18 protein-coding genes are annotated in these 21,664 nt (G+C 66.0%); 4 read left to right on the forward strand and 14 right to left on the reverse strand.

Translation table 11 applies throughout. The features are described from left to right. Positions 1 to 2: 2 nt before the first annotated feature. From BLR94_RS17945 to BLR94_RS17955, 3 genes are read right to left on the reverse strand one after another with little or no spacing between them, the layout of a single operon-like run. On the reverse strand, positions 3 to 980 hold the full coding sequence (locus BLR94_RS17945) for a thiamine pyrophosphate-dependent dehydrogenase E1 component subunit alpha (protein ID WP_084306165.1): 978 nt from the start codon (positions 978 to 980) through the stop codon (positions 3 to 5). Continuing rightward, positions 950 to 2,029, reverse strand: a complete 1,080-nt coding sequence (locus BLR94_RS17950) for an ATP-NAD kinase family protein (protein ID WP_084306167.1) — start codon at positions 2,027 to 2,029, stop codon at positions 950 to 952. Before BLR94_RS17950 ends, BLR94_RS17945 begins: the two co-directional genes overlap by 31 nt. Then, the gene (locus BLR94_RS17955) at positions 2,026 to 2,808 is read right to left on the reverse strand and encodes an SDR family NAD(P)-dependent oxidoreductase (RefSeq protein WP_084306169.1); all 783 of its coding nucleotides are present in this window, start codon (positions 2,806 to 2,808) and stop codon (positions 2,026 to 2,028) included. Before BLR94_RS17955 ends, BLR94_RS17950 begins: the two co-directional genes overlap by 4 nt. Positions 2,809 to 3,142: 334 nt before the next feature. Between BLR94_RS17955 and BLR94_RS17960 the strand changes: the two genes are divergently transcribed. Next, entirely contained in the window at positions 3,143 to 5,029 is a 1,887-nt protein-coding gene (locus BLR94_RS17960) for a sigma-54-dependent Fis family transcriptional regulator (protein ID WP_084306171.1), read from the forward strand. A 166-nt stretch (positions 5,030 to 5,195) separates the two neighbouring features. Next, positions 5,196 to 5,522 (forward strand): hypothetical protein, encoded by a 327-nt coding sequence (locus BLR94_RS17965; protein ID WP_084306173.1) that lies wholly within the window; start codon positions 5,196 to 5,198, stop codon positions 5,520 to 5,522. 437 nt (positions 5,523 to 5,959) lie between these two features. Here BLR94_RS17965 and BLR94_RS17970 read toward each other — a convergent pair whose 3' ends face one another. The 11 genes from BLR94_RS17970 to BLR94_RS27245 form a co-directional block, all read right to left on the reverse strand. Next, positions 5,960 to 6,604 (reverse strand): glycosyltransferase family 2 protein, encoded by a 645-nt coding sequence (locus BLR94_RS17970; protein ID WP_084306175.1) that lies wholly within the window; start codon positions 6,602 to 6,604, stop codon positions 5,960 to 5,962. Beyond that, the gene (locus BLR94_RS17975; protein ID WP_084306177.1) at positions 6,601 to 7,227 is read right to left on the reverse strand and encodes a class I SAM-dependent DNA methyltransferase; all 627 of its coding nucleotides are present in this window, start codon (positions 7,225 to 7,227) and stop codon (positions 6,601 to 6,603) included. Before BLR94_RS17975 ends, BLR94_RS17970 begins: the two co-directional genes overlap by 4 nt. Then, positions 7,224 to 7,982: a PIG-L deacetylase family protein gene (locus BLR94_RS17980; RefSeq protein ID WP_084306179.1), complete on the reverse strand. Its 759-nt coding sequence runs from the start codon at positions 7,980 to 7,982 to the stop codon at positions 7,224 to 7,226. The genes BLR94_RS17975 and BLR94_RS17980 overlap by 4 nt, the downstream gene beginning before the upstream one ends. Next, positions 7,979 to 8,992 (reverse strand): acyl-CoA dehydrogenase family protein, encoded by a 1,014-nt coding sequence (locus tag BLR94_RS17985; RefSeq protein ID WP_084306181.1) that lies wholly within the window; start codon positions 8,990 to 8,992, stop codon positions 7,979 to 7,981. The genes BLR94_RS17980 and BLR94_RS17985 overlap by 4 nt, the downstream gene beginning before the upstream one ends. Before the next feature lie 20 nt (positions 8,993 to 9,012). Next, positions 9,013 to 11,142, reverse strand: coding sequence for a glycogen debranching protein GlgX (glgX, locus tag BLR94_RS17990; RefSeq protein WP_084306183.1), 2,130 nt, complete (start codon positions 11,140 to 11,142; stop codon positions 9,013 to 9,015). Positions 11,143 to 11,160: 18 nt separating this feature from the next. Then, complete coding sequence (locus BLR94_RS17995) at positions 11,161 to 11,487, reverse strand: DUF2934 domain-containing protein (RefSeq protein ID WP_084306185.1); 327 nt, start codon at positions 11,485 to 11,487, stop codon at positions 11,161 to 11,163. Further along, complete coding sequence (locus BLR94_RS18000; RefSeq protein ID WP_084306186.1) at positions 11,484 to 14,288, reverse strand: malto-oligosyltrehalose synthase; 2,805 nt, start codon at positions 14,286 to 14,288, stop codon at positions 11,484 to 11,486. The genes BLR94_RS17995 and BLR94_RS18000 overlap by 4 nt, the downstream gene beginning before the upstream one ends. Continuing rightward, entirely contained in the window at positions 14,281 to 16,359 is a 2,079-nt protein-coding gene (gene malQ / locus BLR94_RS18005; protein ID WP_084306188.1) for a 4-alpha-glucanotransferase, read from the reverse strand. Before malQ ends, BLR94_RS18000 begins: the two co-directional genes overlap by 8 nt. Next, on the reverse strand, positions 16,356 to 18,098 hold the full coding sequence (treZ, locus tag BLR94_RS18010) for a malto-oligosyltrehalose trehalohydrolase (RefSeq protein WP_084306190.1): 1,743 nt from the start codon (positions 18,096 to 18,098) through the stop codon (positions 16,356 to 16,358). Before treZ ends, malQ begins: the two co-directional genes overlap by 4 nt. Then, positions 18,098 to 19,636 (reverse strand): glycogen synthase GlgA, encoded by a 1,539-nt coding sequence (gene glgA, locus BLR94_RS18015; RefSeq protein ID WP_084306192.1) that lies wholly within the window; start codon positions 19,634 to 19,636, stop codon positions 18,098 to 18,100. The genes treZ and glgA overlap by 1 nt, the downstream gene beginning before the upstream one ends. Positions 19,637 to 19,716: 80 nt before the next feature. After that, a complete protein-coding gene (locus BLR94_RS27245; RefSeq protein WP_139207470.1) occupies positions 19,717 to 19,998 on the reverse strand; it encodes a hypothetical protein in 282 nt (93 codons plus the stop codon). A 390-nt stretch (positions 19,999 to 20,388) separates the two neighbouring features. Between BLR94_RS27245 and pcaQ the strand changes: the two genes are divergently transcribed. Both pcaQ and BLR94_RS18025 read left to right on the forward strand, forming a co-directional pair. Beyond that, positions 20,389 to 21,318, forward strand: coding sequence for a pca operon transcription factor PcaQ (gene pcaQ, locus BLR94_RS18020; protein WP_084306193.1), 930 nt, complete (start codon positions 20,389 to 20,391; stop codon positions 21,316 to 21,318). Positions 21,319 to 21,401: 83 nt separating this feature from the next. After that, the coding region (locus BLR94_RS18025) for a leucine zipper domain-containing protein (RefSeq protein ID WP_139207471.1) at positions 21,402 to 21,664 on the forward strand (263 nt) is incomplete at its 3' end.

Below are 21,664 nucleotides of genomic sequence, written 5' to 3' on the forward strand. Positions count from 1 at the left end.
GTTCAGGCGTAGCTCACGTAGACATCGGTGAGCAGGTCCGCCTCGGTGGGTTTCGGATCGCTCTTGGCCTTGCGCACGGCATCCTCGATCAGGTGCTCGACCTCCTGGTCGATGCTGTCCAGCGCCGTGGCGTCCAGTTGACCGGACTGGATGACGCGCTGGCGGAACTGCATCAGGCAGTCGCTCTTCTCGCGGAAATTCTTCACCTCGTCCGCGCCCCGGTAGGTCTGCGCATCGCCCTCGAAGTGGCCGAAGTAGCGCGTCAGCTTGGTTTCGATCAACGACGGGCCTTCGCCGGCCCGGGCACGGGCCACGGCCTCGGCGGCGGCCTCGTAGACGGCGAAGAAATCGAAGCCGTCCACCGTCACCCCGGGCATGCCGAACCCCACCGCGCGGTCGGCGATGTGGTCGCAGGCCACCGACCAGTTGGAGGCGGTGGCCTCGGCGTAGCCGTTGTTCTCGGCGACGAAAATGCACGGCAGGTTCCACACCGAGGCCAGGTTCATGGCCTCGAACACCGCCCCCTCGTTGGAGCCGCCGTCGCCGAAGAAGGCCACCGCCACCGCGTCGCCGCCCTTCATCTTGGCCGCCAGCGCCGCCCCGGCGGCCAAGGGCGCCCCGGCGCCGACGATGCCGTTGGCGCCGAGCATGCCCTTCTCCAGGTCGGCGATGTGCATCGAGCCGCCCTTGCCGCCACACACGCCGGTCTTCTTGCCGTAGATCTCGGCCATCATGCCGTACACGTCCACGCCCTTGGCGATGCAGTGACCGTGGCCACGGTGGGTGGAGGCGATGCTGTCCTCGTGGCCGAGGTGGGCCATGACCCCGGCCGCCGAGGCTTCCTCCCCGGCATACAGGTGGACGAAACCGGGGATCTCGCCGGTGGCGAATTCGACGTGCAGGCGCTCCTCGAAACTGCGGATGGTGCGCATCACGCGGTAGGCGTGGGTCAATTGCTCGACACTGGGTGCATGGGACATTGTTGTTCTCCTGTCAGTGGGTCGAATCGTGCGGGCACGTGGCGCAGCAGCAGGCGCTGGCGCGCGGCATGAGCCAGCACGCGCTCCACATCGATACTCAAGGGGCCCTGGCCGTCGACCCGGATGGTCGGCGTGTCCTCGGGGCCGAATTCGATTTCCCGCTCTCCGTCGAGGGCGAAGGTGCCGGCGTCGGAGGTCGGCCGGCGCGGGCAGCCAGGCTGCAGCGGGCCGCCGGCGACGATGCCGGCCTCCTGCAGCACGCCGGGCGCGAGGGGGACGATCAGGCGCTCGCGGGCCTGTGGGTGCAGGCGCAGCCAGGCGCCGCGCGGATCCTGCCGGGAGACCGGCTGCCACAACCCGCACAGGGCGGAAATACCGATGGCCCCGGGCTCGGCGAAGGCGACGAAGACTTCCTCGATGTCCTCGATCCGGGTCACCGCCCGGGCGCCGTTGTAGGCCTGGGCGCACACGGCGATGTCCACCAGCGCCCACTCGCACAGGTTGCGCTCGGGAATTTCCAGCAGCAGCCGCTTGTTGCGCCGCAGGGCGATCGCCGCCGGGACCCGCCCGCAGGCCAGCAGCCCGGCGGCGAGCCCGGCGCTGGTGGCTTCGCGCTGGTCGGGAAAGGCGTTGTTGGTACCGGTGGTCAGGGTCAGCAGGGGCACATCGCCGACCTGCGCGGCCACCGCCTTGTGGGTGCCGTCGCCACCGAGCACGGCGATCAGCGAGACGCCGGCCTCGACCATCATGCGCGCCGCCAGGCGAGTGTCGTCCACGCTCTGCGACAAGGGCATGTCCAGGTAGTCGATCCGCGGCCAGCGATTGGCCAGGGCCTGGCGACCAGCGCTGGCCTTGAGCACGGCCGCGGCGATACCGGTCATGTCCGGCGGCAGCAGCACGCGTTCGACGCCGGTGCTGCCCAGGGCGCCGAGCAGGCGCATCACTGCCCCGGCCTTCTCGGTGCTGGACACCAGCCCGGCATGGCCGGTCAGCCGCCGCAGGTCGCGGCCCGAAGCGGGGTTGGGGATGATCCCGACGCACACCGTCACAGCGAGAAACCGCCATCCACGGCGATGGCCTGGCCGGTGACGTGCGCGGCCTGGGCCAGGTACACCACCAGTTGGCCCATGTCCGCCTCGGTCTGCGCCTCGCCCTGGGGCAGCAGGGTGGCCTGGTGCCGCGCCCAGGACTCTGCCTCGCTCTCGCCGGGTTGCTTCCAGCGCCCGGACAGGCCCCGCTCGCCCCGCCACATACCGGTGCCGACGATACCGGGGCACAGGGCGTTGACCGTGATGCCGTCGCGGGCGACCTCCTTGGCCACGGCATTGGTGAAGCCGATCACCGCGAACTTGGAGGCACTGTAGTGGGACAGGTCGGGAAAGCCGACCTTGCCGGCGATGGACGCGGTGTTGACGATCCGGCCGTAGCGGCGCGCGCGCATCGCCGCGAGCTGGGCCTTGCAACAGAGGAAGACGCCACGGGCGTTGATGTCCATCACCCGATCCCAGTCCTCGACGTCCAGCTCGGCGATGCCGTCGATGCTGATCACCCCGGCGTTGTTCACCGCGATGTCCAGGCGCCCGAAGGCCGACAGCGTGGCGGCGACCATCGCCTCGACGCTGGCCGGCTCCCTGACGTCGACCGCCAGGGCCTTGGCGCGCCGCCCCAGGGCGGCGACCCGCTCGGCGGTCTGTTCGGCGATGTCCGCGTGGATGTCGGCTGCGACGATGTCCGCACCGGCGGCGGCCAGCGACAGGGCGATGCCCTGGCCGATGCCGCGGCCGGCACCGGTGATCAGGGCGACCTGTCCTTGCAGGGGAAGGTTCATGGCGTGCACCTCGGATTGTTCTTGTTGGTGAGGGTCGACATCCTTATCGCAAACAGGATGCCAACATCGGGCGTAGCGGAAAAAAGCCCGTCGTAGAGCGTCCGCGGCTTGCCCGCGCGCCACGCCGGCAGGCCCGCGACGAGACGTCGAGGCTCACCGTGGCGGATCCTCGCGAGACGCTGAGACATTGCGTCTCAGGCACGATCGACCTGTACAGGCCCGCCGATCTGCGTTAAATGGAAGGACACAACAAGAACAGGGCGACCGTTCCAGGCCATGCGCGGATGCGCCGGGGCCCGTTAAGCGAAGCCCACCGACAGCGAGTGCCGTTGCCATGTTGCCCGCCCAGGCGAAAAGCCACCTCAGTCTCGTTGACCGCGCCTTGCGCATCCCCTCCAGCCCCGTCCTGCCGGCGCGCATCCTCGACTCCTGGCGCCGCTCCTACGAAGAGCACCACCTCGACCCCGGCTGCCTGCAGGGGCCGCGCGTGCTCACCCAGGCGCAATTGCGCGAACACCGGCAGCGGGCCGAAGACCTGCTGCACGTCGCCGCCGGCGAGCTGGATCGCCTGCACGCCCGGGTACGCGATGCCGGCTATTGCCTGATGCTCGCCGATGCCGCCGGACGCACCATCGACTACCGCGTCGACACCCGCCTGCGCGAAGATTGCCGCGTGGCCGGCCTGCACCTGGGTACCTGCTGGTCGGAGCACGAAGAAGGCACCTGTGGAGTGGCCGCGGTGCTCACCGAGCAGGTGGCGGTGACCGTGCACAAGCACGATCACTTCCGCGCCGCCTTTACCACCCTGACCTGTTCCGCGGCACCGATCTTCGACCTACGGGGGCGGCTGCTGGGCGTGCTGGACATCTCGGCGCCGCGCTCGCCGGACGGTCGCCACAGCCAGTTGCTGATCCAGCAACTGGTCTGCGACAGCGCCCGGGCCATCGAGGATGCCTTCTTCAGCCACAGCGTGCGCGGCCACTGGGTGATGCGCGCCCACGCCCAGGCCGACTACGTGGACAACCGCCCCGACTACCTGCTGGCCTGGGACACCGACGGCCAGTTGCTCGGCGCCAATCGCCTGGCCCGCGAACACTGGCTGCGGCACTGCGCGGCGGCCTCCATCGGCGACCTGTTCGACGAGCGCGAACTGCACCGGCTGGCGCGTGGCGCCCAGGGCCTGGTGGCGCCCCTGCAACGGCGTCAGGATGGCCGCGAACTCTATGCGCGCCTCAGTGCACCGCCCATGCCCCGCCGCCTGGACGCGGGCGCCGGGGCTCCCGGGCCTGAGCGCGCACTCGATGCCCGGGTCGCCGCCGACCTGGCCCTGGCGATTCGCGTGCAACAGCGCAACCTGCCGATCCTGGTCAGCGGCGAGACCGGCAGCGGCAAGGAAGTGTTCGCCCGCGCCGTGCACACCGGCGGCGACCGTCGGCACAAGCCGTTCGTCGCTCTCAACTGCGCGGCGCTGCCCGAATCGCTGATCGAAAGCGAGCTGTTCGGCTACGCCCCGGGGGCTTTCACCGGTGCTCGCGCCAAGGGCCAGCGCGGGTTGCTGCTGGAGGCCGACGGCGGCACCCTGTTCCTCGACGAGATCGGCGACATGCCGCTTAACCTGCAGACCCGCCTGTTGCGGGTACTGGCCGAAGGCGAGGTGCGGGCGGTGGGCGCGACCCGCGGCGAACGCGTCGACCTGCGCCTGATCTGCGCGACCCACCGCGACCTGGAACAGCGGATCGCCCAAGGCGAATTCCGCGAAGACCTGTACTACCGCCTGGCCGGCGCGCGTTTCCACCTGCCGCCGTTGCGCGAACGCGGCGACCGGGTGGCGCTGATCAAGCGGGTGCTGGAAGAAGAAGCGCGCAGCGCCGGGCTGGACGCCCCGGAACTGGCGCCCGCTGCCCTGGAGGCGCTGCTGGCCTGCCCCTGGCCGGGCAACGTGCGGCAGTTGCGCAACGTGCTGCGCTACGCCTGCGCGGTGTGCCCGTGCGCATTGGTCGACATCGACCACTTGCCCGTCGATATCGCCGGTTCCCCCGAACGGGACGCCGGTGGCACGGTGGACAGCCCGCAACGCCGGCAACTGCTCGAAGCCCTGGTGCGCGGCCGCTGGAAGCCGGTCGCGACGGCGCGCTTGCTGGGCATCTCCCGTGCCACCTTGTACCGGCGCCTGCGCCAGTACGGCATCCCCACGCCGGGACGCGGCATCGACCCGCAATGAGCGACGCCGCTCGGCGCAACGGCGGCTCGTCGAAGCTGTGCAGCTTGCGCGAGGGCAGGGTGTCGAATTTTCCAGGGACAGACCACGATGAGTTTCCCCAGTTGAATCGGAACGAACCCGTTACGCTACTGTTCCGATTCTTGTTTCAACGGCCCAGAGAAGAGCAATGGTACGTATCAGTGTTGTGGGGTTGGCCCTGTCGCTCCTGGCGGGGTGTGGCGATCCTGATTTCGACTGCACCCGCACCAAAGCCTACGACGCCGCGGTCAAGATCGCCGAGAAACGCGGCGAGGTCGCCAAGTCTGCGCGGTTTCCGGGAGCGGCTGATGATGGCGTGCGCATCACTCTGCTGGAGGGATGCCTGTACGAGGTCTCGTCCTACCTGGAAACCCAGGATGCGTCCGGAGCCAGTATTCGCCGGCCCTTTTACGTGAAGGTGCTCGGAGTGCGCGCCGATCGCGAATGGCTCCTGCAAGCATTCGTACTGGATTGAGCCATTGAACCTGTTGCTCAACCGGCGAGCGCCAGTGCCGGTGCTGGTCGTTCGGCCTCGATGGACGCTCTGCGTTGCCCGTCACGGTGCTGCGGCGACCTGCATGATGGGGGGGCGAAGGGAGGCGTGAGCATGAGCGATAGGGCATCCGACGAGTCGCAGGCCGCGGTGATCATGCCATTGCGACCGCACAACCTGGCGCAGGCTCAGCGGCTGCCTTTCTGGCCGCATGTTCGCCGTCGGGGGGCGGTTCCGGCTGCTGGCATTGAGCGTGAGGCAGCCTGCCTGGTGCTTGATCGGGGCTACAGCCTATCGAGGCAGCCCGTTCGCCTGGTGTGGTTGAATCGGCCCTGCCGATGCTGCCGGTTCGATGCAGGGCGTGGAGCCCTGCCGACATGCGACGGCAGCCTATCAGCACCTGCTGCCTGGGGCTGCGTTCAAAGCAGGGCCTTGAGGTAGTCGCCGAAACCACCCTTTGCGCGGCAATCCAGTCGCGCGCTGGTATACACCTGCGGCAAGCAGCTCCAGGCGATACGCGCGCCGATACGTTCGAAGGCTGCCACCAGTTGCACGTCTTCGTCGACCGGGATGGCTTTGAACCCGCCTGCGCGGCGGTAGCAGGCGGCGCTGAAGGCCAGGTTGGCGCCATGGATGTGCCGGTGTCCCTCGCGGTCCTGATAGGCACTCGCGTAACGCTCCTTCACCGCTTCACCGAGGTCGCCCCAGTCGGCCACCTGCACGGTGCCGCATACCATGTCGGCATTCAGGGCCAGCTGGCGCACCAGCCAGTCGGGGGCCACACGGCTGTCGGCATCCGAGCAGGCGATCCAGGTTGCACCGTGGGACAGCACCCATTCGATGCCTGCGGCCCTTGCCATGCCGACGTTGTGTGCCTGAAGGGTGAGGGTATCGACGGGGTAATTGGCCAGAATGCTGGCGGAACCGTCGCTGCAGCTGTCCATGACGACCAAGATGCGAACCGGCAGCTCGAGTTCTGGATGGCTGGCCGCAGTCAGCAGCGCATCAAGGCACTGGTCGAGTGACAGCTCTTCGTTGTGGGCAGGAATGACGACACCGATCATGCCGGCCACTCGTCACCGCTCACGGGAGCCAGCCCCTCACGTTGCGCCACGGAGGTCGCCTCGGTGCCCCATACCTCGAGCACCAGGTCGGCATCTTCGTGGCGTAGCAGGCGCGGCATGCCGAGCCCCTGGTGGAGGCGTGCATGTACCTGGTCGCCGGTCAATGGGCATTCGTCGATCGGCCAGCGCCAGTGGCAGGCGAGCAGGTTGCCACCTTGGTTCAGCGCAGCACGGGCCTGCGCGATCAGGCGATCGAGGTCGTTATTGTCGAGGTAATAGCAGAGTTCGCTGAGTACGATCAGGTCGAAGCTGCCCGGCGGCCACTGCTCGGGTAGGCGGGTCTGCAACAGGCGCACGTTGCTTCGATGTGCGAGGCGGTTGCGAGCCAACTCCAGGGCGATGGCGGAGGTGTCGCTGCACAGCAACTGGCTGCAGCGTTCCGCCAGGCGTGCACTGAGTTCGCCATTGGCGCAGCCAGGTTCGAAGATGCTGCCGTAGTGGCTGCGCGGCAGGGCCGCGAGGGTAAGGTTGCGCTTGCGCTGTTCGTACCAGCGTTCGCGAAATGACCAGGGGTCTTCGCTGCCCTTGAAGAGCTTGTCGAAATAGTTGTCGGCGACGCTCATAGGAACACCACTTCGAATGATTGCTGCAAGCGCTCCAGGGTGGTGGCCGACAGAACCGGTTCATGGTTGGTATCCGGGTCCCGATAGAGCTGGCTGGCGAAGGCCTGGATGGCGTGGCGCTTGCGTGCCTGCGCCCATTTATCGAGCTGAATCTTGCGAGCACGGTGCCAGGGGATACCGGGGTCTTCCGGGTTTGCCCAGTGCCAGGCCCAGACCGGAATTTCATGCACGCGCGCACCACATTCGCGAGCTGCGGCCAGGGCCGCGCGCCCCACGGCCTCGTGATCGGCATGCCCGTCTTCGCTCCAGGTGGTGAACACCACGTCGCTGGCTTGCAGGTAGGTTTCCAGGAACAGGCGCAGCTGATTTTCCTGAGCGGCCACGCCGGTGTCGGCGAAGCCGCCATGCACCCATTGCATCTGGTTGAGGGGCAGGCCCAGACGCTTCAGGGCGTCGGCGCTCTCCAGCGGGCGCACGATGCTCAGCCGCTGCGCTGTCCAGTACCCTGAGCCTGGGTGGCTGGCGTTGCCGTCGGTGACCGAGATCAACAGAATCTGGCGTTGTTCGCGGGCAAGCAGTTGCAGCAGGCCACCGCTACCGAGAATCTCATCGTCCGGGTGGGGCGATACGATCACTGCACGCGAGCCCGTCGGTACCAATTGGCTGCAGGTGATGTCAGGCACGGCGGCCAGGCGACGCGACGTTCTCCAGGCCTCTGGCGAGGTTCCTTGTCCTTGAATCGGGTCGGCTTTCATAGCGTCCAGCTCCCTGGTGGTTGTCGTGCTGCAAGACTGCCGAGGCCGGCAAGGTCGCGTTCGGCGTGGCTCTGGCGCAGGAATACCGGCAGGTCGACCAGATGCCGGGCGAGCGTGCCGTCACGGCAGTACGGGGCGGCGCCGAGTGCGCGGCCCAGGCGACGAATGACGCGCTCGGCCGCTCCTTCGCAACTGGCACGCACACGACGTACCGGCAGTTCGGCATCGGCATGCGGGTTGCTGTCGATCCAGCCGGCGCAGTCGCGCAGGGTGCTGGCTGCCGCCTGAAGCGTGTTGTCCACTTCGCCCAGGTGGGCGAGGGCATGGGGCTCATCGTGCTGGGCGCAATGGGCACGCAACGCTTCAGCCATGCCTTGCGCGGAGCCATACCAGCAGGCGGCGATGCCGGCCCCGCCCTGCCAGAAGCCGGGCCGCCCGAGGTAGCCACCGGCAGGGCCCACGGGCAAACCCCGCGCGCTATCGAAGAATACATCCACGCTCTGGGTGGCCTGCATGCCGATGGCCTGCCAGCCTTCATCGTTCACCTTCACGCCTGGCTGGGCCAACGCGACGGCCACCAGTTGCTGCTCGCCACGCGCGTTCCAGGCGGTGAGCAGCCCATGGCTGAGTCCCTTGGCCCCCGAGCACCAGGCCTTGCGCCCGTGCAGCCGGACGCTGCCATCGGCTTGCTCGGCATCCAGCACGACGCGCGCCTGCGGCGGTTCGGCGGCCCACATGCCCCAGGTGCTGTCGAGGGGCGGCGTTGGCGCAGCGAAGTGGCGCATGATCGCCAGCGCGTCGGTGTGCCCTTCGTAGAGCTTGCACAGGCTCAAGTCATGTGCGGCGACGGTGGCCAGTGCCTGCCAACGTTGCAGGGTATGGCCACCGCCGGGCTGCGGTAATTGGTCGAGACCCGCGCGGCAGAGCGTTTGCAACGCGTGGGCGAGGGTCTCGGGGCAGATCGGTGAAGCGAGCGGCAACTCGTCCAGTAGAATGCCGAGGCGATCCATCGGAGAGCCGCCGCCGGGAGTCATGCCTGCTTGTCCTTGTGCAGCTCGAAGAGCACCAGCGAGCGGTGGGTCACGGTGAACTCGTCGCCGAACTGGAAGCTTTCGTCTTCCGGCTCATCGCTGCGGTTGGTGTCGAGCATGCAGGTCCAGTGACTGCCCTGGGCGACCTCCGGCAGGCGGAAATTGACCACGTCGTGGTGGGCGTTGACCACCAGCAGCAGGGTCGCATCGGCGCCGCTGCGGCGAATACCGGTCGGCTGCGCGCGGCCATCGAGCAGCATGCCCAGGCAACGGGCGTGCGGATCGTGCCAGTTCTCCTCGCTCATCTCTCCGCCGTGTGGCGCCAGCCAGGTGACGTCCTTGACCCCCAGCTCCTCATTGTAGGCACCGACGAAGAAGCGCCCGCGCCGCAGGATCGGGTAGCTCATGCGCAGCTTGATCAGGCGGCTGACGAAGGCTTGCAGTTGCTTGCCCTGTTCACCGAGGTTCCAGTCGATCCAGCCGATCTCGCTGTCCTGGCAGTAGGCGTTGTTGTTGCCGTGCTGGGTGCGGGCGAACTCGTCACCGGCCACCAGCATCGGCGTGCCCTGGGCGAGCAGCAGGGTGGCCATGAAGTTGCGCATCTGCCGGAAACGCAGATCGTTGATCGCCTCGTCGTCGGTGGGCCCTTCGACGCCGTGGTTCCAGGACAGGTTGTTGTTGCTGCCGTCCTGGTTGTTCTCGTCGTTGTCCTCGTTGTGCTTGTCGTTGTACGACACCAGATCGTTGAGGGTGAAGCCGTCGTGGGCGGTGATGAAGTTCACCGAGGTGAACGGCCGTCGACCGCGCTGGTTGTACAGGTCGCCCGAGGCGGTGAGGCGGCTGGCCAGTTCGGCCAACTGGCCCTCGTCGCCTTTCCAGAAGCCACGTACGTTGTCGCGGAACTTGTCGTTCCACTCCGCCCAGCCCGGTGGGAAACCGCCGACCTGATAGCCGCCAGGGCCGCAGTCCCAGGGCTCGGCGATCAGCTTGACCTTGCTCAGCACCGGATCCTGGCGACAGGCGACCAGGAAGCTGTGGCGCTCGTCGTAGCCGTCGTGGGCACGGGCCAGGATGGTCGCCAGGTCGAAGCGGAAACCGTCCACGCCCATTTCCTCGACCCAGTAGCGCAGCGAGTCGGTAACCATCTGCAGTACGCAGGGGTGGCTCAGGTCCAGGGTGTTGCCGGTGCCCGAGTCGTTGATGTAGTAACGCTTGTCGTCGGGCATCAGCCGGTAGTAGCTGGCATTGTCGATACCACGCATGGACAGGGTCGGGCCCAGCTCGTTGCCTTCGGCGGTGTGGTTGTAGACCACGTCGAGAATCAGCTCGAGGCCGGCGTCGTGCAGGTGCGCGGCCATCTCCTTGAACTCGTTGATGTGCCCACTGGCCAGGTAACGCGGGTGAGGCGCGAAGAAGCCGATGCTGTTGTAGCCCCAGTAGTTGTTCATGCCCTTTTCCAGCAGGTGCTGGTCATTGACGAAGGCATGCACGGGCAGCAGTTCCACCGAGGAGACACCCAGTTTGCGGATGTGCTTGATCACGTCGGCGTTCATCAACCCGGCGAAGGTGCCGCGCTTGTCGTCGGCCACCGACGGATGACGCATGGTCAGGCCGCGCAGGTGGGCCTCGTAGAACACCGTCTTGTCCCAGTCGACGCGATGGTGGCGGTGCTTGCCCCAGGTGTAGGCCGGGTCGACGACCTTGCACTTGGGCACGAAGGGCGCACTGTCGCGCTCGTCGAAGCTGAGGTCGCCATCGGGGTGGCCGATCTCGTAGCCGAACAGCGCCTCCGACCACTTCAGTTCGCCAACCAACTGCTTGGCGTAGGGGTCGATCAGCAGCTTGTTGGGGTTGAATCGGTGCCCGGCTTCCGGCTCGTAAGGGCCGTACACCCGATAGCCGTAGATCAGGCCTGGATGGGCATCGGGCAGGTAGCCGTGCCAGATTTCGTCACTGTACTCCGGCAGTTCGATGCGTTCGATCTCCTCCAGGCCGTCGGGATCGAAGATGCACAGCTCGACCTTGGTGGCGTGGGCCGAGAAGAGCGCGAAGTTGACGCCCAAACCATCCCAGGTCGACCCCAGTGGGAAGGGGTGACCTTCGGTAATACGCGAGCGTGATTGACTCATTCTGGGTGGCTCCTGGTGTCAGGCCTTAGGTTTCTTGGGGGTGGGCTTGGTGGCGCTCGGCTTGGCTTTGGCCGGTGCCTTGGCGGGTTTCAGCAAAGCTGGCTTCTCGGCGTCGGCTGGCGCTGTCTTGCGCGCACGGGGCTTGATCGCCGCGGCCGGGGTTGACTCGCTGGCGGCCGCTTTGGGCTTGCCCTCACGCTTGATGGTGCCCTTGGCTGGGGTCTGCTCGGCGTCGACGAGCTTGCTGGCCATTTCCCAATGGCGTTTGGCCTGGCCACTGGGTTTCCCTTCGGATTCCCAGATCTGGTAGGCGAATTCACGGATGCGTTCTTCTTTTGCGCTCATGGGTGTGACTCCTGAGAATGGGTCGGGATGATCAGCAGATTGACGGGGACATCGCGCAGTACGTCGCGTACCGCGATATGGCCGTCGCTCGGTAACAGGTCGGCAGAGGAGAAGGCGCTGTGCAAAGCCTTGTCGGACAGAGCCGCAGGCAGGGCGATACGGGTGTCGCCCCATTGGTCATGGGCAATCAGCGGGATTTGGCTGTCGCCCAGTAGCGAGGCGGCCAGGCGCGGCACGATCACCAGTGCGTGGGTGTCGCCATGGCTGCGCAGGAACGCCAACACCTTGCTGGCATGGCGGCCCGTTGTCGTGAGCGGCTGATAATCGCCTGTGGCGAACAGCGGCTGGTGGTGTCTGCGCGCCGTCAGGGTCGCGGCTATCAATGCCTGCTTGACCTGGCCGTCGTGCCAGTGGAGCAACGTCTCGCTGATCGATGCATTGGCATCCAGCGCCTGCTGGCGAGCGGCGAAATCCACCGGGCGGCGGTTGTCCGGATCGACCAGGGAGAAGTCCCAGAACTCGCAGCCCTGATACAGATCGGGCACGCCCGGCACGCTCATGCGCAGCAGGCTCTGGGCCAGGCTGTTGAGCGCGCCGGCCGGCGCGATACACAGGGCGGCAGCGCGGATCTCTTCACGCAGCTGGCTGCCTTGCTGGCTGCCCAGCAGCTTCTGCAGATACTCCCGGCAGGCACTTTCGTAGTCGCCGTTGGGGTTGCTCCAGGTGCTGCGCAGCTTGGCCTCGCGCACCGCCTTTTCCTGCCAGGCGATCATCCGCTCGGCGAGGGTCTGCAGGCCCTGGGCGTCATCCGCCTGCAGGTCCAGGGGCCAGCAGGCCAGGAGGATCTGCAGCAGCATCAGCTCATCGCCTGGCGACGGTGCCGTGCCATCATCGAGCGGCTTGCGCAGTGGGGCAGCCAGCTCGCGCCAGTGACCGCAGCGTTCGGCGAACCATTCGGCACGCTCGCTGAGCACCGCCAGCCGGGCGCGAGTGTCTTCGCCGCGCTTGTGGTCATGGGTCGCCGTGGTCAGCAGGTTGGCGGGAAAGTGCCGAGCACGTTCCAGGCAACCCTGGTGGAAAGCCTCGCTGGGGGCGCTGAACTGCTGCGGGTCGAAGCCCACGTCATTGCGCGACAACAGCACCGCGCTGCGATAGCAGGCGGTATCTTCCACCGCCTTGGCGGCGGCCGGGGAGGTGAGCTGCTGGAAGCGCTCGATCATTTTCGTCCAGAGCTTGCGCTGCGGGCTCGGTGGCAGCTCGGAAAGCACCTGGCCGCCCAGCCAGTTGTCCAGGTGTTCGAGCAGCGGCCAGTCGGCTTCGGCCAGGGTGCTGCGCGCGCCTTCCAGGGCCTGGTCGAACACCGCCTGGTCGCTGGCACTGCGCCCGGCGGCGGAAACGTAGGTGCGATACACCGGGAAATGCACGATCAGTTCCAGCAGGGCCCGGCGAATGGCGCCCAGGGTCAGGTCGCGGGTGGCGATATCGTCGCGGGCGATCAGCAGCAGACCTTGTGCCAGTGCCTCGAGATCGCCGGCCAGGGAGGTGGTCAGCACCAGGTGGCGGGCCTGACGCACCTCCTCCATGAAGTCGGCGCCGCGGCCGCTGGTCTCGCTCCACAGCTGTGCCAGCACGGCCTCGCCCTGAGGATCGTGCTGCAGCAGGGACACCTGGTTCATGAATTCGTAGCCCGTGGTGCCATCGACACCCCAGTCGCGAGGCAGTTGCTCGCCCTCGCCGAGAATCTTCTCGACGTAGATCGGGAAGCGGCCGCCACGCAGTTCGGCGGGGCGCTGCGGCAGCAGGCGTTCGACGCGACGGCGCAGCTTGCGGCAGTACGCGCGAGGGTTGGCGAGGCCGTCGACGTGGTCGATACGCAGGCCGTCGACCAGGCCCTGTTCGATCAACTCGAAGATCTTCGCGTGGGTCGCTTCGAACACCTCGTGGCGTTCGACCTTGAGGCCGCCCAGCTCGTTGATGTCGAAGAAGCGCCGCCAGTTGATGTCGTCCGCCGCGGTGCGCCAACTGGCCAGGCGATAGTGCTGGCGCTCGAGCAGTTGATGCAGGGGCTCGAAACCCTGTTCTTCGCTTGGGCGCAGGCTGGCGATGGCGCGATCGATTGCGCCACCGGCCTTGCTGGCCAGGGCGACCAGCTCGCGGAACAGGGGGCGTGCCTGGCGTTGACCGTCCTGGCTGTCGTCCAGTGCCGCGAAGCGCTTGCCCAGGGCCTGCAGTTCGGGATGCCCGCTGCGCTGCAGCACGTCGCCATAGGTCGGCGGGTTGAGCGGGAAGCGGTGGTCGTAGTGCTTGGCGTAGAGCAGGCCCCGTTCGGCATCGAAGTGCAGTTCGATCTCGCCGGCCGCCAGCACCTCGCCATAGTCGCTGCGCAGGAAAGGCACCAGCAACTGACCGCGCAGCAGCGGGTCGTGGGACTGCCAGTGGATATCGAAGAACTTCGCGTGGGCACTGCTGATGCCCCATTCCAGTACGTCCAGCCACCAGGGGTTGGCGTCGCCGCCCACCGCCATATGGTTGGACACGATGTCGAGGATCAGCCCCATGCCCTTGGCGCGCAATGCCGCGACCAGGCGTTGCAGCGCCGCTTCGCCGCCGAGCTCCGGGTTGATGCGGGTCGGGTCGACCACGTCATAGCCGTGCATCGAACCGGGTCGTGCGGTCAGCAGGGGTGAGGCGTAGATATGACTGATGCCCAGGCGAGCGAAGTAATCGACCAGGGGCACTGCGTCTTCCAGGGTAAAACCCTTGTGGAACTGCAGACGAACGCTGGCGCGCAAATCAGTCATGGCGGGTGCCCTCGACCAGGTTGCGCGCCCACTGCAAGCGCTGCAGGCGGTGGCTGACAGCCGGGTCGTCGAGCATCCCGTCGGCGTCTTCCGACCAGCGCCGCCGCCAGTTGGGGTGCTCGTCGCCGGGGCCGGGAAGGTTGGGCTGCTCGGTAGCGGCCATGGCATCTTCCAGCGGAAGCAGTACCAGCGGCGCCGGTGTGCTGCCGATGAAGGCGATGCTGGCGTCCAGTTGCTGGCCGTCGTCCATGTGTTCTGCGGTGGCGTGTCCGTGCTCGTGCAAGGCCTGGTGCAGTGCCTGGGTTTCGTGAGCGCGCAATTGGTAATCCTGTCTGGTGTAGTCGTCGCTGCGGTGCCCCACAGCCTGGCGCCAATGGATATCGCGGGAGGCGAGCCAGCCGCGAATGCTCGGTAGATCGTGTGTGGTGGTGGTGGCCAGGGCGTCCCGTGGCCAGTGCGCCGGCGGGTTGAAGCGCCCGTCGCTTTGCTCGAACAGCAGCACGCGCATGCCGAGGATGTTGCGCCGGGCCAGTTCCTCACGCAGGCCGTCCGGCACGGTGCCGAGGTCTTCGCCGATGATCAGTGCGCCGTGGCGCTCGGCTTCCAGGCAGAGCAGGCGCAACAGGTCCCGGGACGGATAATTGAGGTAGGCACCGGCGCCGGAGTCCGCACCCTCGGGAATCACCCACAGGCGGCGCATGCTCATCACATGGTCGATACGCATGCCACCGGCATGGGCCAGGTTGGCGCGCAGCATTTCGATGTAGGCGCGAAAGCCGTTGCGCTGCAGGCCGCTGGGCGAGAACGCGGAAACGCCCCAGTTCTGCCCTGAACGATTGAGGATATCGGGCGGTGCGCCAACGCTCACCGCTTGCAGCAGCTCCGCCTGGCGAGCCCAGGCCTGGCTGCCGGCGGCATCGGCGCCCACCGCCAGGTCGGCGATCAGGCCGATGCTCATGCCAGCCTCGCGGGCACTGCCCTGGGCACGGTCGAGGCAGCGGGCGATCAGCCACTGGGCGAAGGCGTGGAAGTCGATTTCCTGCTGGTGGCCGGCACAGAACTGCTCGACGGCTTCATTGCCAGGGTCACGGTACTGCTCGGGCCAGGCGCGCCAGTCAACCGGCAGGCCGTTGAGGTCCATGAAACCGCGTAGCGCTTCGAAACGGCAGTGCTGGCGCAGTGCATCGCCGGCCTCGCGGCGAAAGGCCTCGAAATCGGCGCGCAGCGCATGAGTACCGGCGCTGAAGTCGGCATGCAATTGACGCAGGATGCGCATACGGCTGCCGGTCACGCCCGGCCAGTCGATCAGTTCGAGGCTTTCCAGGCGCGCCAGCTCTTCACCGAGACCGCAACTGCGAATCGCCTGCTGCAGGGCGTCTTCGCCGAGCACGCTGCCCGGCGCCGCGTGCAGCACGTTGAAGAACAGGCGGCTGGAAGGCGAGTAAGGGCTGTAGGTATGCAGATTGGCACTGAACATGGCATGCATCGGGCTGATCGCCACGGCATCGGCACCCCGGCGCGCTGCACTGCGAACCAGTTCCTCGAGTGCCTGGGTATCGCCCAGGCCGCCGTCGCCATGGCGACGCAGCGAGTACAACTGGGCGCTCAGGCCCCATATCTTGGCGTTGTCGCGGCCGCTCAGTCGCGCCACGCTCGGGCAGGCATGCGGCGCGACCGCCAGCGTCACCGAGCCGTCGGCGATTCGCAACTGGTGATAGCCGGTGACGCCGATAACCGGTAGGCGGCCGCTGTCATCCAGGCGCCCTGCGAGGCGCTCGCCCCGTTCCAGCTCGATTTCGTAGGGCGTGCCAGGTGGAAAGTAGCGGGTCAGGTCCAGCGTCTCGTGCTGGTCAAGGGTGACCAGCGGGCCGAGTGCCAGGCTGTCCTGGCGGTGCTGCAACTGCGCCAGGCTGGTTTCGACCTGTTCGCTGTCCTGCACCGCATAGCCCAGCGCGGCGAGCAGGCGCCGCTGGTTCTCCGGGGTGACCGATTGCTGGCGGCCGTCGGCATCTATCCAGTCGATGCTCAGGCCAGCGGCCAGGCTCAGTTCGGCAAGGCGTGCGTCGCTCATGCTGCGCCCTCCAACAGAACCCGAATGGAGCGGGGCGGCAACTGGCCGGCATCCTTGTCCGTGCGGTAGGCGAACAGGGTACTGGCTTGTGCATGGGCTGCGCTCGCGACGTCGACGTCGCTCAGGTTGAGCTCGATACGCAGGATCTGCCCGTCACCCAACTGCCAGCTCGCAGCCACGGCAGCGTCGCCCAGTACCCGGCTTTCCAGAGCCTGACTGCCCGGCAGGCGTGGCACGATATGTTCATGGCGCAGGCTCAGCAATTCACGGTAAAACGCCAGCCAGGCCTGCCCCGAGGACGTCTCGCGGGTGCCGTGATCAGGGGTAGAGGCCTGGAATGTGCTGGCTTCGTTAGGGGCGGGGATCGCCTGTCCGGAGAACCTGGAAAATTCGCGAAACTCGTTCTGCCGGCCTTTACGTACCGCTTCGCCCAATTCGTCGTTGTGCGAGGTGAAGAACTGGAACGGCTGTTCGCTGCCCCATTCTTCGCCCATGAACAGCAGGGGGATCATCGGGCTGAGCAGCAGCAGGGCGGTGGCTGTTTTCAGGGCATCGGCATCGGCCAGGGAGAGCAGGCGTTCGCCGAGGGCGCGATTGCCCACCTGGTCGTGGTTCTGCAGGAACAGCACGAAGGCGCTGGGCGGCAGGTGCCCGCTGCTGCTGCCACGGGCAGCACCGTTGCGGCTGGTCTCTCCCTGATAGATGAAACCCTCGCGCAGGCAGCGCGCGAGCTTGTGCGTGGCATCCTCGGCGAAGTCGGCGTAGTAGCCTTCGTGCTCGCCGGTGAGCAGGTGGTGCAGCACGTTGTGGCCATCGTCGTTCCATTGGGCGACGAAGCCTCGCTGCAACAGGTCGGCATCGTTGTGCTCGTTTTCCAGCACCAGGTGCAGGTGGCGTTCTTCGCTGATGGACGCGTGCAGACGCTCGGCCAATTCAATCAGGAAATCCCGTTCGCCGATGGCATGCACCGCATCCAGACGCAGGCCGTCCACGCGGTAGTCCTGCACCCACATCAGCGCATTGTCGATGAAATAGTCACGCACCTCGCGGCGGCGGAAATCGATGGCCGGGCCCCACGGGGTGTGCACATCCTCGCGAAAGAAGCCACTGGCGTACTGCCCCAGGTAGTTGCCATCGGGGCCGAAGTGGTTGTAGACCACATCGACGAAAACCATCAGCCCAAGTGCATGGGCTTGATCGATCAACGCACGCAATTCGTCGGGTGTGCCATAAGAAGAGTCCGGTGCGAAGGGCAGTACGCCGTCGTAGCCCCAGTTGCGGCCACCGGGGAACTCGCCCAGTGGCATCAGTTCGATGGCGGTGATGCCAAGATCGCGCAGCTCGGTGAGTTTGCCTTGGACTCCCTTGTAGCCGCCGAGGGTGCCGACATGCAGTTCGTAGAGTACCGTCTCCTGCCAGGGACGCCCCCGCCAGGCAGAAGTGCGCCACTCATAGCGACCCGGTGCCTCTACCCGGCTCGGCCCGTGGACGTCATGGGCCTGCCAGCGCGAAGCGGGGTCAGGCACGAGCAGGTGGTCATCGATCAGGTAGCGGTAATCGCTGCCGGGCTCGACCGCCAGTACGGCGCTGAACCAGCCATCCCCGCTGCTGGCCATGGCGTGCCGACGATCATCTTGCAGATGCAGCGCCACGCTCCTGGCGTCCGGTGCCCACAGGCTGAAATGGGCCTGCCCCTGATCGTCCAGCCAGGCACCGTGTCGTCGTGTTGTTTCTACCATCACACCAGATTCCCACCCGACTTCTTGGCTGCCAGCAATTTGCGGTAGAGCGCCGCATAGGGCTCTACCGACTGTTTCCAGTACAGCGGCGAAGCCATCGCCCGGGCGCGCATGGCATTGAGCAATTGAGGATGGCGATACACCGAGATGGCGCGGCGCACCGCCCCGAGGTAGCTATCGGCGCTGGTTTCGTTGAACAGGAAACCGCTCACACCGTCTTCGATGGTGTCGGCCAGGCCACCGGTAGCGCGGGCGATCGGCAGTGAGCCAAAGCGCTGGGCGTACATCTGGCTGAGGCCGCAGGGTTCGAAGCGCGACGGCATGAGCAGGAAGTCGCTGCCCGCGAACATGCAGCGGGCATCCGCTTCGTTGAAGCCGACGTTGGCGCCGACCTTGCCAGGATGGCGGCGGGCGAGTTCGCGCACCGCTTCTTCCAGGTGCTCTTCGCCACGACCGATGATGGCTATGCGGCCGCCCTCGGCAACGATGGCATCGGCGATTTCCAGAGTCAGGTCGATACCTTTTTGCTGCACCAGGCGCGACACCACGGCAAACAGCGGGCCATCGCCCGGCTCCAGGCCGAACATCTGCTCGACGTGGCGGGTGTTGATGCGCTTGCTTTCCCAGTCGTGGGTGTCGAAACCCTGTACCAGATGCGGGTCGTTGAGGGAGTCCCAGCTGTCGTCGATGCCGTTGGGGATGCCGCTCAACTGGTTGAGCTGCACCTTGAAGCGCAGCATGCCCTCCAGGCCGCAGCCGAATTCCTGGGTGGTGATCTCGCGGGCGTAGTTCTCGCTCACGGTCGTGACGTGATCCGAGTACACCAGGCCGGCCTTGAGGAACGACAGGTTGCCATAGAATTCCATGCCCTGATGCCCGCACGCGGAGGAGGGCAGCCCCAGTTCCGGGCTGCATTCCAGGCTGCACAGGCCCTGGTAGGCGAGGTTGTGGATGGTGAACACGGTAGGGGTTTCCTGGCCGCGCCAACTCATGTAGGCCGGGGCCAGGGCGGCCGGCCAGTCATTGGCATGCACCACTTCCGGGCACCAGCTCAGGCAGGCGGTGCCAGCGGCGATCTCGGCGGCGGCCAGGCCCAGGCGGGCGAAGCGGATATGGTTGTCCTGCCAATCACGGCCATGGCTGTCCGCGTAGGGGGTGCCGTCTCGGTCGTAGAGTTCGGGGCATATGAGTACGTAGACGATCAGCCCGTCGGGCAATGTCATGCAGCCGATGCGCGCGCGGGGCAGGGCGGCATGGCCGGGTACGCTGCCGACGTCGCGGATGGCGTGGCCACTGTTGAGTACCTGGCGATAGCCGGGAATCAGCACGCGGACGTCATGATCCACGTTCATCGCCCGCGGCAAGGATGCCGACACATCGCCCAGGCCACCGACCTTGATCAGGTCGGCGAGCTCGGAGCTGACGAACAGCACTTTCTTCTTCGCTGCGTGCAGGTTGGTGATCGTGCTCTGCGGTTTGAGCACCGTTTCCACCGATACCGTCTGATCAAACCGTGTTGTTGCAACAGCGTTTCCCATACCCACCTCCGATCGATTCTGTCCTTGATCCGGACTGCTTCTATTGCACGCACGCTAACGGGAACATCGCGCATTTCTTTTCAGTTGAATCCCGTATCGGGGTCGGAGGAAAAGCTGCTTTCTGTTGTTAATTCCCACGTAATGGATGACACAGCCGGCAAACAAGAAGTTTCGACTATTTTTGCCAGCTTTCCAGGTGGCAGGGAACTAATGGAAAGCAGCAAGTTTTCGCTGCGTTTGCCGAGCAGATACTGAGTTTTCGGCTGCGTTAGCGGTTCTTTTTCGTGACTTTCATCTGTCTGCAGGGCGCTATGGGAGGCACTTTTCGGGTTTTCCAACCTGTTGTGGCGACAGGCGGTCATGCCCGTGCTGTTCCGCAGGCATGCGTGAAGCCTTTGCTTGGCTTGATGACTATTGGCTATTAAGAGAGACAGGCGATTAAAGGGCCCATTGCTGGCACTTTAGTTTGATCGTTTGAATAATTAACCTTGCCGAGGTGTATATAACCTTCAAGGTGTTCAATATTCCCTATCATAAAAACACCCGATTTATTACCGGTTAACCATGAGCCGGCTCCAATGGCCGCAAGTTCTGCCCGTTGCGGTGATTCGCCGGCTTGGTGTGGTGGCGTTTCGAACGCCCTCCACATTCGGCTTGCCAGCCCTGTTGAAAATCGCGAACGCTCGTCCAGGCATCGCCCGCACGATGCATTCTGGTACTGTTGCCGCGACCTCGCACGGCGTCTCACGGCCATGAACCTCGATAACCGCATCAAATTCCGCCACCTGACCTGTTTCCTCGAAATCGCCCGCCAGCGCAGTATCGCCAAGGCCGCCGATGCCTTGGCGATCAGCCAGCCAGCCGTGTCCAAGACGCTCAAGGAGTTGGAAGACGTGCTCGCAGCGGTGCTGTTCGAGCGCGGCAGGGCGGGTGTCAGCCTGACGGCGGCCGGGTTGGCCTTCATGCGCTATGCCGGGCCTTGTGTACAGGCGCTGCGCGAGGGTGTGGCCAGCCTGCGCAGCGGTGAACACGACGCCGGCCATGTTCGCGTGGGCGTGCTGTCGACCGTGGAAAGTCTGCTGATCCCCGAGGTGGTACGTCGCCTGCACGAGCGTCATGCAGCACTGGTGGTCAGTATCGCCACCGGGCCGAGTGCCTACCTGCTCGGTCAACTGCGGGTCGGCGAACTCGATTTGGTGGTCGGGCGCATGACCGACAGCCCGGAGATTCAGGGCCTGACCTTCGAGCACCTGTACAGCGAGTCGATGAGCCTGGTGGTGCGCCCCGAGCATCCTCTGCTCGCCCTGGGAGACGAAGGCCTGGGCCAATTGGGCGGCTACCCACTGGTGCTGCCGCTGGCCGGCACCACCATTCGCCGGTATGCCGACAGCCTGTTCGTGCAGTGTGGCGTGCCGCAGCCCGGGCAACGCCTGGAAACCCTGTCGCCGGCGCTCAGCCGGCGTTACGTGCAATGCAGCGACGCGGTCTGGGTGGCGCCGCTGGACGCCGTGCGCCTGGATCTGCAAAGCGGTGAGCTGGCGGAGTTGTCCTTGGGGATTCGCGAGCCCGGTGGCTCGGTGGGTATCTGCAGCAATGCCGCGGTGCCGTTATCACTGGCTGCGCAGTGGTGCTGCGAGACCCTGCGTGAGCTGGCAGCGGAATACCGCACTCACCGCGCCTAGCTGTGATCTCTCAGTAGGTTGTTCATCCGGGGCATTCCCGGAATTCTGGAAGTGCGACCAACCAAGCACTCCAGGAGCCCCGGATGAACCTACATAAACATGCCCGTCTTACACCTCGAGGTCGAGCCCTTCTTATCCAACGTATCGAGCAAGGCTTGCGTGTCGAAGATGCTGCGCAGGCGGCGGGCGTAAGCGTTCGAACCGCCTACAAATGGCTCAGACGTTTTCGGGAGGAAGGTGAGGCGGGTCTGCAAGATCGTTCATCGCGACCCAGACACTGCCCACACGCCACTTCAGACGCTTTGCGTGAGCGTCTTGTCGAACAGCGCCGGGCACGCAAGACCTA

It is taken from the genome of Phytopseudomonas flavescens, from assembly GCF_900100535.1.
In the GTDB taxonomy this organism is placed as follows: domain Bacteria; phylum Pseudomonadota; class Gammaproteobacteria; order Pseudomonadales; family Pseudomonadaceae; genus Aquipseudomonas; species Aquipseudomonas flavescens.